Annotated in this window: 11 protein-coding genes; 9 read left to right on the plus strand and 2 right to left on the minus strand. The window is 62.5% G+C overall.

Features of this window, described 5'->3' with window-relative positions:
* The first annotated feature begins 25 nt into the window (after positions 1-25).
* From GH665_RS28995 to GH665_RS29035, 9 genes are all read left to right on the plus strand, one after another.
* The gene (locus GH665_RS28995) at positions 26-772 is read left to right on the plus strand and encodes a FadR/GntR family transcriptional regulator (RefSeq protein WP_028194639.1); all 747 of its coding nucleotides are present in this window, start codon (positions 26-28) and stop codon (positions 770-772) included.
* Between the two features lie 336 nt (positions 773-1108).
* Entirely contained in the window at positions 1109-1852 is a 744-nt protein-coding gene (locus GH665_RS29000; RefSeq protein WP_030100444.1) for a (Fe-S)-binding protein, read from the plus strand.
* Complete coding sequence (locus GH665_RS29005) at positions 1849-3240, plus strand: lactate utilization protein B (RefSeq protein ID WP_153140639.1); 1392 nt, start codon at positions 1849-1851, stop codon at positions 3238-3240. Before GH665_RS29000 ends, GH665_RS29005 begins: the two co-directional genes overlap by 4 nt.
* A complete protein-coding gene (locus tag GH665_RS29010) occupies positions 3227-3814 on the plus strand; it encodes a LutC/YkgG family protein (RefSeq protein ID WP_153140640.1) in 588 nt (195 codons plus the stop codon). Before GH665_RS29005 ends, GH665_RS29010 begins: the two co-directional genes overlap by 14 nt.
* Positions 3815-3967: 153 nt before the next feature.
* On the plus strand, positions 3968-4393 hold the full coding sequence (locus GH665_RS29015; protein ID WP_153140641.1) for a type IV toxin-antitoxin system AbiEi family antitoxin domain-containing protein: 426 nt from the start codon (positions 3968-3970) through the stop codon (positions 4391-4393).
* Complete coding sequence (locus tag GH665_RS29020) at positions 4356-5312, plus strand: nucleotidyl transferase AbiEii/AbiGii toxin family protein (RefSeq protein WP_153140642.1); 957 nt, start codon at positions 4356-4358, stop codon at positions 5310-5312. Before GH665_RS29015 ends, GH665_RS29020 begins: the two co-directional genes overlap by 38 nt.
* A 105-nt stretch (positions 5313-5417) precedes the next feature.
* The gene (locus tag GH665_RS29025) at positions 5418-7301 is read left to right on the plus strand and encodes a VRR-NUC domain-containing protein (protein WP_153140643.1); all 1884 of its coding nucleotides are present in this window, start codon (positions 5418-5420) and stop codon (positions 7299-7301) included.
* Complete coding sequence (locus tag GH665_RS29030) at positions 7298-9574, plus strand: ATP-dependent DNA helicase (protein WP_153140644.1); 2277 nt, start codon at positions 7298-7300, stop codon at positions 9572-9574. The genes GH665_RS29025 and GH665_RS29030 overlap by 4 nt, the downstream gene beginning before the upstream one ends.
* Positions 9575-9786: 212 nt before the next feature.
* Positions 9787-10638, plus strand: a complete 852-nt coding sequence (locus GH665_RS29035; protein ID WP_153140645.1) for an alpha/beta fold hydrolase — start codon at positions 9787-9789, stop codon at positions 10636-10638.
* Here GH665_RS29035 and GH665_RS29040 read toward each other — a convergent pair.
* Together GH665_RS29040 and GH665_RS29045 are read right to left on the minus strand one after the other, a co-directional pair.
* A complete protein-coding gene (locus GH665_RS29040) occupies positions 10577-13150 on the minus strand; it encodes a mechanosensitive ion channel family protein (protein WP_153140646.1) in 2574 nt (857 codons plus the stop codon). The genes GH665_RS29035 and GH665_RS29040 overlap by 62 nt on opposite strands.
* A 237-nt stretch (positions 13151-13387) precedes the next feature.
* A complete protein-coding gene (locus tag GH665_RS29045; RefSeq protein ID WP_153140647.1) occupies positions 13388-13738 on the minus strand; it encodes an NIPSNAP family protein in 351 nt (116 codons plus the stop codon).
* Between the last annotated feature and the right edge of the window lie 39 nt (positions 13739-13777).

The following is a 13777-nucleotide window of genomic DNA, read 5'->3' on the forward strand; positions in this document are numbered from 1 at the left end:
GTCCACTTCTTCACCCGCGCCGCCCATGCCATTTCTCCCGATCCAGTCCTTCACGCGCAAACGACTTTCCGACGTGGTGTCCGACCAGATCAAGCAACTGATCTCGGACGGCGCGCTGATGCCGGGCGACCGGTTGCCGGCCGAACGGGATCTGGCCACGCAACTCGGTGTGTCGCGGCCGTCGTTGCGGGAGGCACTGATCAGGCTGGAAGCGGACGGCTATATTGAAACGTCGGGGCGGGGCGGTTTTACGGTTGTCGACGTCACCGCCCCGATCATTTCCAAGCCGCTTGCTGAACTGCTGCTGCAGAATCCGCGTACCAGCGCCGATATTCTCGAACTGCGCCAGGGCCTCGAATCGATTTCGACCGTGTACGCCGCGCAACGTGCCACGGCGGCCGATCTGCAGAAAATTACCGAAGCATTCGAAGCGTTGAAGGCTGGCTCGCAGTCGCAAGACCGCGTGAACCTGGCGGAGCTGGACGCCGCGTTTCACCTCGCGATTGCCGACTCTACGCATAACATCGCGCTTGCCCATGTGATGCACGGCATCCATACGCTGATTCGCGAAGGCATGCGCCAATACCATCGCCTGATCGACTATGACGAGGCAATGGAAAAACAGTTGATGAGCCAGCATCAGGCCATCTATGACGCGGTCATCGCGCGTGACGCGCAAAAGGCGCGCAAGGCCGCCGAGCGTCATTTGACCTTTGTGCGTGAAATGTACAAAGACGACGCGACGAAACCTGCGCCGAGCGTGATTTCCTGATTCCGCCGGGTGTCTGATGTTCTGGTTTATCTGAGCTTTCGAACTTCGTTCGCGCTCGCCTCGCGAGTGGCGCCTTGCGCACCTGCGCTGCTTCCTGACGACCCACCCAGCTCGCTCCTGCTGTGATTTCCGGTTGACACCGTGCGGTGCGCTCCTTATATAATTCATGGTCAGACCAACATGACCAGTCTGACTGAGTCTTTACAATGCGGCTCACGACGAATGACCGCGCTGACAGGCCAGACGCATGGCGTCGGCGGAAAATGCCTGCGCCGCGATGATTCCAGCACTAGAGTGGATGAATCGCCGGCCGCCGCCTTTCTTTTCAATGAGCTTATGAAAGTCGCCCTGTTTATCCCGTGTTTTATCGACGCGTTCTATCCCGAGGTGGGAATCGCCACGCTCGAATTGCTCGAACGCTTCGGCATCGAGGTCGACTATCCGCAGGAGCAAACCTGCTGCGGCCAGCCGATGGCCAACAGCGGCGCGCAAGCCGAGGCCGCCGGCGCCGAGCGCGTGTTCGCGCGCAACTTCGCCGGCTACGACTACATTGTCGGGCCGTCGGCGAGTTGCATCCATCACGTGCGCGAGCATTTGACCGCGATTGCGCAGACCGATGAAGTCACGAAGGTTCGTGCCAACGCCTATGAGCTGGTCGAATTTCTGCACGACGTGGTCGGCGCGCGCGAGTTTCCATGGGCCGAGTTTCCGCATCGCGTCGGGCTGCATAACAGTTGTAGCGCGTTGCGGCATCTGAAGGAAGCATCGGTCTCGGAGATCGCTGCGACGCCGTTTTCAAAACCGCGCACCTTGCTCGAAGGCGTTAAGGGCATCGAGTTCGTCAAACCGTCGCGGCCCGACGAATGCTGTGGTTTCGGCGGCACCTTCTCGGTGACCGAGGAGCCTGTGTCGGTCCGCATGGGGCAGGACAAGGTCCGCGATCATCTCAATGCGGGCGCCGAGTACATCGTATCGGGCGACATGTCGTGCCTGATGCACCAGCAAGGTTGCGCGGAACGCATGAAAGCCGACGCACGTTTCATTCATATCGCGCAGGTCCTTAACGGAGCACGCGCATGAGCCGGGTCGATCACGCGAAAGCCGCGGGCGCTTTCATCAGGAAGACGGAGCATGTCGCGTTTCACGATAAGCGTCTGTGGGATTTGCGCGAGAAGCGCGATGCGCAGGCGCACGGCATTGCGGAATGGGAGACGCTGCGCGACCTGGCGTCGGACATCAAGGAACACACGCTGTCGCATCTGTCGGACTACCTCGAGCAGTTCGCTGCCGCGGCTGAAGCCAATGGCGTTGTGGTGCATTGGGCCGCGACAGCGGAAGAACACAACGCGCTGGTTCACAAGCTGATGTCCGAGCGCGGCATGACCACGCTCGTCAAAAGCAAGTCGATGCTCACCGACGAATGCAAGATGCGCGAGTATCTCGAACCGCGCGGCATCACGGTGATGGAAACCGATCTCGGCGAGCGCATCCAGCAACTCGATCACCAGGACCCGAGCCACATGGTGGTGCCCGCGGTCCATAAACTACGCGCCGACGTGGCCGAACTGTTCGGCCGCACCATCGGCACCGATCCGAACAACAGCGATATTCATTACCTCGCCGAAAGCCAGCGGATGAACACGCGGCCGTATTTCGTCGCCGGGAAAACCGCCGGCATGACCGGCTGCAATTTCGCGGTGGCGGAGACGGGCACGGTGGTGGTGTGTACTAACGAAGGCAATGCCGACCTGTCGGCGAATGTGCCGCCGTTGCATATCGCGTCGATCGGTATAGAAAAGCTGATTCCCAAGGTGTCGGATCTCGGCGTCTTCATCCGCATGCTGTCGCGCAGTGCGCTCGGTTCGCCGATTACGCAGTACACCTCGCATTTTCGCGCGCCGCGTCCTGGCACCGAGATGCATTTCATCCTCGTCGATCATGGCCGCTCGGAGCGGCTTGCGATGGAGGAGTTCTGGTACTCGCTCAAATGCATTCGTTGCGGCGCGTGTATGAATACCTGCCCCGTGTACCGCCGCAGCGGCGGTTTGTCGTATGGCGGCACGTATTCGGGGCCGATTGGCGCGATCATCAATCCGACTTTCGATCTGAAGCGCTATAGCGCGTTGCCGTTCGCGTCGACGCTCAACGGCAGTTGCACGAATGTGTGTCCGGTGAAGATCAATATTCACGAGCAGATCTACAAATGGCGCACGGTGATCGCCGAGCGTCACGAGGTGCCGTTCGTGAAGCAGGAAGTGTTGAAAATGGCGGGACGTCTGCTCGCGAGTCCGACGCTATATCGGGCGACGGTGTCGTCGATGGGAGGCGCGCTGCGGCGGCTGCCGAATTTCGTGCTGTATAACCCGCTCAATATCTGGGGTCGGCAGCGTGAGTTGCCGGAGGCGCCGAAGCTGACCTTCCATACCTGGTACAAGAAGAATCGTGGAGGTGGCAATGGCAACGCGTGAAGCTTTTCTGGCGAAGGTGCGCGAGGCGCAGCCGCCGGCGCGTCCACGGCCCGATGTGCCGTTGTTCGCTTCGCTGGGCGGGGATTTGCGGGCGCGCTTCACGGCGGCATTGCAGGCGATGGGCGGCACGTGCGTCGACGTGTCGGCGGCGGGTGACGTACTGGCGCTGATCCGCGAGCGGTTCGGCGAGGCAGCGTCGGTGGCCTCGGCGACCTCCGAAGTGCCCGGCACACGGGAGATCACGGCCGAAACCGAGCCGGCTTCGTTGCAGGACGTCGAGGTGGGCGTGGTGCGGGCGCGCTTCGGCGTCGCTGAAACCGGTTCGGTGTGGTTCAGCGAGCGCGAGTATGGCGTCAACGCGCTGGGGTACATCGTGCAGCATCTGGTGGTGCTGCTCGATCCGGCGCAGTTACTTGACGGTTTGCAGGACGTGTACCGACGCGATGACTTTCGCGACGCGCGCTTTGCTGCGTTGGTCACTGGCCCTTCGGCTACGGCGGATATTGAAGGCGTGCTGATTCGCGGCGCGCAGGGGGTGAGGTCGTTGACGGTGGTGTGGGTGGCAGGGTTGTAAGGGATCTGGTGCGTGCCTGGCTCCAGGGGGCAACGCCCAATCTCATCCGGGCACGTGTTATACTGACTCAATGATCGGTATTTGATCGATTTTTGTTATTAAAATCATTGAGTTGCATGTTGATTTGGATCAACTCTGTGAGCGGAGTTTGTCATGGTCCTCGAAGACCGGCTGAAGATAGCAATTGCCAGGCGGGCGTCCGATGTGTTCCTGCGGACCGAGCTTGCCCGTCTTGGTAGCGAGGCCCAGATTGGGCGGGCGCTTCGCAAGCTGCTCGACAGTGGGGTCATCGTTAAACTCGGCGTTGGCGTGTATGCAAAAGCCAAGCGTAGTGTCCTGTCAGGCGTACCGATCCCGGTTCAGCCCGTTGAGGTTTTAGCCGAGCAAGCTTTGACGAAGATGGGGGTCGAGGTCTACCCGAGCAGGCAAGTCGAGTTGTACAACGCGGGTGAAACGACTCAATTGCCGGCCGGTACTGTGATCAACACCGGCAATCGCCGTATCGTGCGGAAGTTAGGTTTCGGCAATAAAACTGTTCAATATGAAAATAATCTCAGAAGAACAGAAAGAGCTTATTGATTCGATTACCGCGGAAGGGCTGGCCGGAAACCTCTCTGCCTTCGTCCTCGAGAAAGATATCCACGTCACTGACGCCTTGCATGCGTTGGCGAAACTTCAGCATCGGCACATTCAGTTCGTTTTTTGCGGTGGTACGAGCCTGTCCAAGGCGCATGGCCTGATCGAACGGATGTCCGAAGACGTCGATCTGAAAGTGGTGTTGAATGCCGATCACGGGTTCACGCAAAGCGGCGTGAAGACTCATCTTGGCAAGCTAAAAAACGCTGTAATCGACGCGATGAAAGCGCTGGGCTTCCACTTCGTCGAAGAAGAAAAACGGGCTCTTAACGCGAACCGTTACTTCGCGTCCGGTTGGCGTTACAACACGCGCTATATCGCTCACACCAGCTTACGACCTCATTTAAGCCTCGAATTTACAGTGCGTACGCCGAGCTTTGCCGTTGTGCAAAAACCTATCGGCTATCTGATCGACCGTTTGGCGGGTCGCGAAAGGGCGCCGGTCCGTATGCCGTGTGTCGCTATCGAAGAAACACTCGCGGAAAAAGTTCTGTCGTTTTTGCGCCGTCACGCGGAACACAGAGCCGGCGTGCGGGAAAAGTGGGATCAGGCATTGGTGCGCCACATTTACGACACCTATTGCATCGTTGGCTCGAACGCGGCGTTCGTCGATCGAGCGGCTGCCCACTTTAAAGACTGCGTCGAATACGATCGCGGAGAGTTTCACCATCACGCCGCGTTTGTCGACGATCCGAAGCAATCCATGACCGCGGCTCTAGCGACTGTGGAAACAGAAGCGCAGACGAAACGTGAGTATGAGCAGGTGCTGCTGCCGCTTGTCTATGGAGCGATGAGGCCGACGTTCGGAGAGGCCTTCGCAGTGTTCAAGTCCACGGCGTCGAAGCTTCTGGCGACGCTTTGAGAACCGCTGCACGTCGCACCACTTTCAATAAGGCGTAGGTTAGCCGGTTCTCCGACGGTTTTTGCTATCATCACTGTATAAACATACAGGTTTCGTCAAAACCCCGTGGCAATAGATGCTCCGTCAGACCTCCGCGCTGATGCCCCTTACTACCTGCTGAACTTCGAGCGTGCGCTCGCGTGGCTTGCCGAGCGTTACGACGATCTGCTGGACGCGCACGAACACGGTTTTCTGCGCGATTTCGCCGCTTTGCCGCAGCCTTCGCGTGCGTTGCTGGTTCGCATGCTGATGCGCAAGGGCGAACTGTTCCGCGCCAGCCGCCTTTCTTATGACGAGATCGGCTGTCCCTTCGAGGCCGTTGCTCCCCTGGCGGCGCTCGGCTGGGTCGACACTGAACCGCACCTGACGCTCGACGATCTGTTCGCGCTCACAACCCGTCCCGAGTTGCTGCTGATCTTTGCGGATGCCATCGCGTTGATTCCAGGCGCGAAGGGCTTGCGCAAACCCGATCTGCTGGAAGCGCTGCGGCCGTTGTTCGCCGACGGCAAAGGCGAAGGCGAAGGCGAAGGCGAAGGCGAAGGCGAAGGCGAAGGCGAAGGCGAGGAACGAAGCGTTGCCGCGCATCCGTTGTCCACATGGCATTGCGAAACCACCGACCGCGTCTTCCACGTCGCCGTCGCGCCGCTCTGCGAACGTCTGCGCCTGATGTTCTTCGGCAATCTCCAGCAGGACTGGTCGGAGTTCGTGCTTGCCGATCTCGGGGTGTTCCAGTACGAGAAGGTTGCGTTCGCGCCGTCGTCGCGCGCATTCCAGCAGCGTGCGGACGTGGACGTCTACCTTGCGTTGCAGGCCTGCCGCGAAGCACTCGAATGGCTGCCCGCGGGTGACGCTGAAGCCGCCGCGATCGACGAACTCGTCGCCGCGATTGCCGCAATCGAAATTTCGAATCCCTGGCTCGAAACACGGCGCGCGAAATTGCTGTTTCGTGTCGGCCAGCATTGCGAGCGTCAATGGAACTGGCCTGCTGCGCTGGCCGTTTATGAGCGCTGTGCGTGGCCTGGCGCGCGCCATCGGCGCTTGCGGGTGCTCGAGCGCAGCGAACGGTTCGACGAAGCCTTCGCCCTCGCTTCGCAAGCCGCTGGCACGCCTGAAAGCGAAGAGGAAATGCAGCGCGTCGCGCGCATGCTGCCGCGGTTGCAGCGCAAGCGCGGCGAGCGGGTGGCGCGCGTGCCTGCCGCACGGCCGGTGGAGCGCAGCACACTGGTGCTGCCAAAGCCGGAGGCGCCACAACCGGTCGAATACGTTGCCCGGGATCATTTGACTTGCGAGTCCGCGCCGGTTCATTACGTCGAAAACGCGCTGATCAACTCGCTGTTCGGTTTGCTGTGCTGGGAGCCGGTGTTCGCGGCGGTGCCCGGCGCATTCTTCCATCCGTTCCAGCGCGGACCCGCCGATCTGCATGCGCCGGATTTTCATGCGCGCCGCGCGGACCAATTCGCCACCTGTCTGGCGCAACTCGAGAGCAGTGCCTATCGCGAAACGATTCTGCGGCATCTGCAAAGCAAGGCGGGTCTGCAATCGCCGTTTGTATTCTGGGGCTTGCTGACGCCGGAACTGGTGGCGTTGGCGCTCGATTGCCTGCCGGCCGCGCATCTGAAACTGTGGTTCGAGCGTCTGCTGCGCGATATCCGCGGCAACCGCTCAGGCCTGCCGGACCTGATTCGCTTCTGGCCGGCCGAGCGCCGTTATGAGTTGATCGAAGTGAAGGGCCCCGGCGACCGCTTGCAGGACAATCAGATCCGCTGGCTCGCCTACTGCGCGCAGCACGGCATGCCGGTACGGGTACTCGACGTACGCTGGGCCGATGAAGATGCCGCTAAGCCCGAGATGGTGACGGTGATGGAAACGGTGACAGCAGCCACGACAGCGGCTCCAGAAGCAGCGGCGGAAAACGTCACCACCGGTGCCGCGAACGAGGGCGCCACATGACTTACGTGGTCGCCGTGCGGGCGATGTGCGAATTTACCGCGAGGCGCGGCGACCTGGATCTACGCTTCACGCCCGCTCCCACCTCGCTGGAAGGCATGGCGGGCCACGTGACGGTGGCCGGGCGGCGCGCGGGCGGCTATGAAACCGAGATCACGCTAAGCGGCACGCATCGTGGCCTGACCGTGCGTGGCCGCGCCGACGGCTACGATCCGGTGTCGAACCGGCTGGAAGAGGTCAAGACCTATCGCGGCGCGCTCGAACGGATGCCCGCCAATCACCGGACCCTGCATTGGGCGCAGGCGCTGGTGTACGGCCATCTGCTATGCCATGCCCGCGGGCTCGGCGAATTGACGGTCGCGCTGGTGTACTTCGATATCGGCACTCAGAAGGAAACGTCGCTGGCCGAAACACACAGTGCACGTGAGTTGGAGATTTTCTTCGTCGAGCAATGTGAGTGCTTTCTCGATTGGGCCGTACAGGAAGAGGCCCATCGCGCGGCGCGCAATACCGCGCTCAGCGCCTTGCAGTTTCCGCACGGCGCGTTCCGCAGCGGGCAGCGCGAACTCGCGGTGTCGGTGTATCGTGCCGCGCGAGACGGCACGCCGTTGATGGCGCAAGCGCCAACCGGCATCGGCAAGACACTGGCGACGATTTTTCCACTGCTCAAGGCGTGCGCGTCAGAACAGATCGACCGCGTGTTCTTCCTCACCGCGAAGACGCCGGGCCGCGCGCTTGCCCTCGATGCGATCGAAACGCTGCATCGGAGCGCCGCGCCGTCCGCAGCGCGGTTGCCGCTCAGAACGCTGGAGCTGGTCGCGCGTGACAAAGCCTGCGAGCATCCCGACAAAGCCTGCAACGGCGAGTCCTGTCCGCTCGCGCATGGCTTCTACGACCGGCTCGATGCGGCCCGCAGCACGGCTTTGGCCGGGCCGAAGCTCGACCGGGCGTCGGTGCGCGAAGCGGCGCTCGCGCACGAGATCTGCCCGTACTATCTGGCGCAGGAACTGGCGCGCTGGTCCGACGTGGTGGTCGGCGATTACAACTATTACTACGACAGCAGCGCGATGTTGTACGCGCTCACGCAGATCAATCAGTGGCGCGTCGGCGTGCTGGTAGACGAGGCGCACAACCTGCTCGATCGGGCACGCCGCATGTACAGCGCGTCGCTCGACCAGGCGGCGTTCCGGCTCGCCCGCAAAACCGCACCGGCAACCCTGAAGAGGCCGCTTGAACGGCTTCAGCGCGAGTGGAACGCCGTCAAACGCGCGCAGACCGGCACCTATCAGGTCTACGCCGAGGTACCCGGCAAACTGCTTGCGGCGGCACAAAACCTGATCGGCGCAGTGACGGACCAGTTGGCCGAAGCGCCGCTTTCTATCGACGAGGCGTCGTTGCGGTTTTTCTTCGACGCCATGCATTTCGTCGCGCTGGCGGAGCAGTTCGGCGAGCATTCGATTTTCGACATCACGCTCAGCACGGATCGCTACGCGCCGCGCGACAAGACGAACGCCACGCTGTGCGTGCGCAATGTGATCCCCGCACCGTTTCTCGCCGGGCGCTACGCTGCCGCGCGCACCACGGTGATGTTTTCCGGCACGCTCAATCCGCATTATTTCTATCGCGACACGCTGGGTCTGCCTGAGCAGGCCAACTGGCTCGAGGTCGAAGGACCGTTTCGCGCCGAGCAGTTGCAGGTGCGCGTGGCGGGCAATGTATCGACGCGCTGGCGCGACCGCGAGCGTTCGCTCGTGCCCATTGTCGATCTGATTGCGAAGCAGTACGCCGCGATGCCGGGCAACTATCTCGGGTTTCTGAGCAGCTTCGAGTATCTGCAGCAGGTGGTGGGGTTGATGCGCGAGCGTCATCCGGAACTGCCGGTATGGGCACAGGAACCGGGTATGGACGAGGCCGCGCGCGATGCGTTCCTCGCGCGCTTTCGCACCACGGGGCAGGGTGTCGGCTTTGCAGTGTTAGGCGGCGCGTTTTCCGAGGGCGTCGATCTGGTCGGGCAGCAGTTGATCGGCGCCTTCATCGCGACGCTCGGTCTGCCGCAAATGAACGACGTCAACGAGCAGATGCGCCGCACGATGGACGCGAAGTTCGGCAACGGCTACGACTACATGTATCTGTATCCGGGTTTGCAGAAGGTCGTGCAAGCCGCGGGGCGGGTCATCCGGACCGAGCAGGATCAGGGCGTGGTGCATCTGATCGACGACCGTTACCGGCGGCCGGAAGTGCGCCGGCTGTTGCCGCGCTGGTGGCAGGTGCAATAGGTGAAATAGGTGCAATAGGTGCAATAGGTGCAATAGGTGCAATAGGTGCAATAGGTGAAATAGGTGAAATAGGTGAAATAGGCGTAATTGGCGTAATTGGCACAAGCCGATCTCTTTACCTCCCAGGTAATCGACCTGCCTACCGCCGCCAGGCAAAGTGGCGGCACGGCACAACGATTCCGACCCAGGCGACCCAAGCTAAAGAGGCTCTCATGAACGCAACCGCACCGTATCTCACCGACGAACCCAACACCATCCGCACCGCGGACCATACGCGTCTGTTCTACCGCGACTGGGGGCATGGCACGCCGCTCGTGTTCCTGTCCGGCTGGACGCTGAATTCGGACATGTGGGCCTATCAGATGGAGCCGCTGTCGCGCCTCGGCTGCCGTTGCATCGCTTATGACCGCCGCGGCCACGGCCGTTCGAGCGACCCGGGGCGCGGCTACGACTTCGACACGCTCGCCGCCGATCTCGACAGCGTGCTGAGCACGCTCGATCTGAGCAACGTGACGCTGGTGGCGCATTCGATCGCGAGTGGCGAAGCGGTGCGCTACCTGACGCGCTACGGCGCGGAACGTGTGGCCCGGGTTGCGTTTGTCGCGCCGGCCGCCACGCCGTATCTGCTGAAAACCGAAGACAATCCGAACGGGATCGACGCCGCTCTGTTCGAGCAAGGCCGCGTTGCGCTGAGCCGCTCTTTCCCCGACTGGATCGAGGCCAATGCCGCGCCTTACTTCGGATCGGGCACGTCGCGCGCACCGCTCGACTGGACGATTCGCATGATGCTGCAAACCTCGCATCAGGCCATGCTCGAACTCGCCCGTGTTCAGACCATCACCGATTTTCGCGCGGAGTTGGCCCGCATCCGCGTGCCGTCGCTGGTCGTGCAGGGTGACCGCGACGCCTCAGCGCCGCTCGAATTGACTGGCCGGCCCACGGCGGCGCTGATCGAAGGTGCGTCGCTGAACGTCTACGAAGGCGCCGGTCATGGCCTCTACTTCACGCATGCGGAGAGGTTGAACCAGGATTTGCTGGCGTTCCTGGGCCACCGGCCGGCTTAGGGTCGGCCGGCGGCTGATCGTCGAGCGGTGCGTCGGCTTTTGCGGCGGCCGCCGTCTTCAGCGAGGTATCGGCTGCCGGCGTTGCCGGCGCCGGGCCTTCCGGTGCGGTCTTGGGGGCGTCATCCGGCGTGCCGTTCGATTCGACTTTGGCCGCCACGCTCTCCGGGTCCCACGTCAGCAAATGCCGTTGCGGGTTCGCGATGGCGATGCCGCGAGTGCTGAACTGATCGAGAATGCGCCGGTTGAATTCGCGCTGTACGCCCCAGCGCGCGGTGTCGCGGCATTGGATCTGACCGGCCAGCGTTACCGCCGAGCCATCCACTCCATCCACGCCCCAGAAGCTGAAGTCGGACAGGATGCCGTCCTTGTATTTCTCATCCTCGCGCAGCGCGGCGCCGATTTCCTTCAGCGTGGCGATTGCCAGATCCACATCTTCGCCGAACACGATATTCACTTTTACCGCCGCATTGCCGAGTCCGCGATTGGTGTTGTTCACTGTGGAAACCGAACTGAACGGCACGGTGTAGAGCGAGCCGTCGCTGCCGCGCAGCCGCACGGTACGAATCGACAAATACTCGACCGTGCCGGACACGCCCGCGAGCGTGACCCAGTCGCCGACCTGCATGGCGTTTTCCATCAGCAGGAACATGCCGGTGATGAAATCCTGCACCAACTTTTGCGAGCCGAAGCCGAGCGCCACGCCGAAGATACTCGCGCCTGCCAGCAGCGGGCCGATGTTCACGCCGAGCTCGCTCAGGCCTGTGAGCACCACCACCAGCGCGATCACGCAGAAGAGCACGCTGCGCAGCATCGGCAGGAGAGTACGCAGACGCGCGGCGCGCACCAGGTCGCCGCTCGTGGTCCAGCGGTCCAGCCGCTTTTCGATCGCCACGTTGGCGCCTTCCCACACCACCAGCGCGATCCCCGCAGCGACCCCGATCGTGACCAGCGCCGAAGCCAGCCGATGACCGATCGAACCGGTCTGGAACAGCTCGCCCACGTCGACACCCCATACCTGCAGCAGCGCGAGTGCGGTGACGATGCCGATGATCCACGAGACGATCCGCCGCAGCAGCGGGTAATAGCGGTAGGCATGCTCCTGCACGAGTGACTTTTCCGTATCGCCTTGTACATTGAAGAGCCGCGCCATGGCGCCGAAAATCACGATCGAGACGACCCGCGCGCCGACCAGGATCGCCAGCGTAATGCCACCGAGATGCAGCAGGGTGTGGTAGCCGTTCTGCACGTCGAGCGCCCAGATGAACCAGAGCGCCATGACGATGAACGCGGCGAACCACGCCCATGCGTCGGCGAGGGCATGGCCGAACATTTCCAGCGACTTGCTCGCGGCGAAGCGCTTGCGGATCCGGTCGCCGACCGGCTTCGAGCAACGCAGGATCAGGATCGAGATCATGATGTGGCCGGCGAGCGCGACCACCTTCATCAGCGCGAGATGCGCCGCATCGTTCAGGCCGAGCGACTGCGCTATCTCCGCGATCGCCGAACCGGCGCCGACCACCGCAACGATCCTCACGATCCAGCGCTGCAAGAAAACAGCCCACGTATCGCTCATGCGCAACAGACGCAGGCGCGGCGCGGTGGGTTGCAGGAAGAAGCCGCTGCCGATCACGATCAGGCGGCACAGTACGTAGATGTCGATGATCGAATCGAGCGCGCGGTCCTGCGGCGTGCCGTCGGTGGTGAAGATCGACATCAGCGCGCTTGCCGTGGCGACGAATATCGCCAGCGGCAACAGGCGCAGCACGGCAGTCAGCAGCGCGCGCGGCAGACGTTGCAGGAGCGTCCAGTGATGCACGGCGTGCTGCTTGCCTTTGGCCTCGATGGCTTTGCCGCTGGTGGGCGACGGTGTGGGCGTGCTGGCGGATGCGCCTGGCAGGCCGGTTGGCGGCACGGTGGTGTCATCGGCCGCCTGTTCGCGCCGTGCGGCGAGGGCCGTGTAGGCGCGGCGCAGCACGCGGCGCGCGAACCATTCGAGCCCAAGCGCGGGCAGCAGCGCCGCCAGCAGCGACCACACCACCTGACCCAATATGCTGCGTGCTTGCGGGTTGGTCGATTGCCAATGCCACCAGGCACGCACCGATGCGACGTCGAGCAGCGCGGCGAGCGAGCTGCGTATCGATGCGCCGAGGCGTACGGCCCAATGCGCGCCTTGACGCGCCAGTTGCGAGGCAAGACCATTGGACTGGAATGCGGCTGGAACGAGCGCGGCGGCGCTGCTGGCCGCTGCCGGCGCTGAAGCCGCGGTTGCTGCCGAGGCAGGCGGAGCGCTGAGGGCGCCCGCAGCGGCGATCGCCTGGAGGGTGTCGCTGACTTGCGCGCGGCGGGCGGGGTCATTGAGGACGCTGAGGGCCTGACGGGCCTGTTCGGGCGTCAAGGTGAGCGCGGCGGCGGATGCCCCTGATGCGGCGGCGGGTTGCACCGCGGCGGCAAAGACCGGCGCGGTGCTCAGAACGAGAAAAAGAAGAAACCAGGCTTGAAGTATTTTGCGCATAGGGTGTAAAGCGGGGTACCAGGTTCGGACGGTGGTGCCGGGACGCGTGAACCGGTTCGGCGGCGTGACCCTGAACCGACACGGGATTGATCGTACAAGTTCCATCCGTGGCGGCTTTCGGTGGCCACGCGAAAGCTTGGCCAGATGGTCCGGATTGTAACGTCAGGTAGCAAAAAGCTTGCCTATCAGACGGTACAGCCGCCGACGCCGCCGCGAACCCGCAGGCGTACCCATCGCCTATTCCGTTGCGTCCACCGCGCCCGTTGCCGGCACCCCAAGCGTGCCTTCGACCACTTCGGTGAAGGTGCGCTCCTCGCGCAGAATGAAGCGCCTGGTCTGCGCGAACTGGAAATTTTCCCGCGCTTCCGCATCGCTGCGCAGACGCGCCCGATAAGTTTCATAGGCGGCGAGGCTGTCGAATGCAATCAGGCCCCAGGCGATGTCGTTGGTGCCTTCATGGGGCAAAAAATAGCCGATCAGATGGCCGCCGCAGCGAGGAATGATGCGGCCCCAGTTGCGAGCGTAGTCGTTGAAGGCGTCGCGCTGGAATGGATCGATCTGATAGCGGATAAAGCAGGTCATTGTCATGTGCAGGCTCCCGATCAAGTAGTAGTGGTGGTCTGAGAT

Source organism: Paraburkholderia agricolaris, from assembly GCF_009455635.1.
In the GTDB taxonomy this organism is placed as follows: Bacteria; Pseudomonadota; Gammaproteobacteria; order Burkholderiales; family Burkholderiaceae; genus Paraburkholderia; species Paraburkholderia agricolaris.

Excerpts from the sequence above, each read along its gene's own strand:
- GH665_RS28995 (WP_028194639.1), top strand. The coding sequence starts at position 26 with ATGCCATTTCTCCCGATCCAGTCCTTCACGCGCAAACGACTTTCCGAC.
- GH665_RS29000 (WP_030100444.1), top strand. The coding sequence starts at position 1,109 with ATGAAAGTCGCCCTGTTTATCCCGTGTTTTATCGACGCGTTCTATCCC.
- GH665_RS29005 (WP_153140639.1), top strand. The coding sequence starts at position 1,849 with ATGAGCCGGGTCGATCACGCGAAAGCCGCGGGCGCTTTCATCAGGAAG.
- GH665_RS29010 (WP_153140640.1), top strand. The coding sequence starts at position 3,227 with ATGGCAACGCGTGAAGCTTTTCTGGCGAAGGTGCGCGAGGCGCAGCCG.
- GH665_RS29015 (WP_153140641.1), top strand. The coding sequence starts at position 3,968 with ATGGTCCTCGAAGACCGGCTGAAGATAGCAATTGCCAGGCGGGCGTCC.
- GH665_RS29020 (WP_153140642.1), top strand. The coding sequence starts at position 4,356 with ATGAAAATAATCTCAGAAGAACAGAAAGAGCTTATTGATTCGATTACC.
- GH665_RS29030 (WP_153140644.1), top strand. The coding sequence starts at position 7,298 with ATGACTTACGTGGTCGCCGTGCGGGCGATGTGCGAATTTACCGCGAGG.
- GH665_RS29035 (WP_153140645.1), top strand. The coding sequence starts at position 9,787 with ATGAACGCAACCGCACCGTATCTCACCGACGAACCCAACACCATCCGC.
- GH665_RS29040 (WP_153140646.1), bottom strand. The coding sequence starts at position 13,150 with ATGCGCAAAATACTTCAAGCCTGGTTTCTTCTTTTTCTCGTTCTGAGC.
- GH665_RS29045 (WP_153140647.1), bottom strand. The coding sequence starts at position 13,738 with ATGACAATGACCTGCTTTATCCGCTATCAGATCGATCCATTCCAGCGC.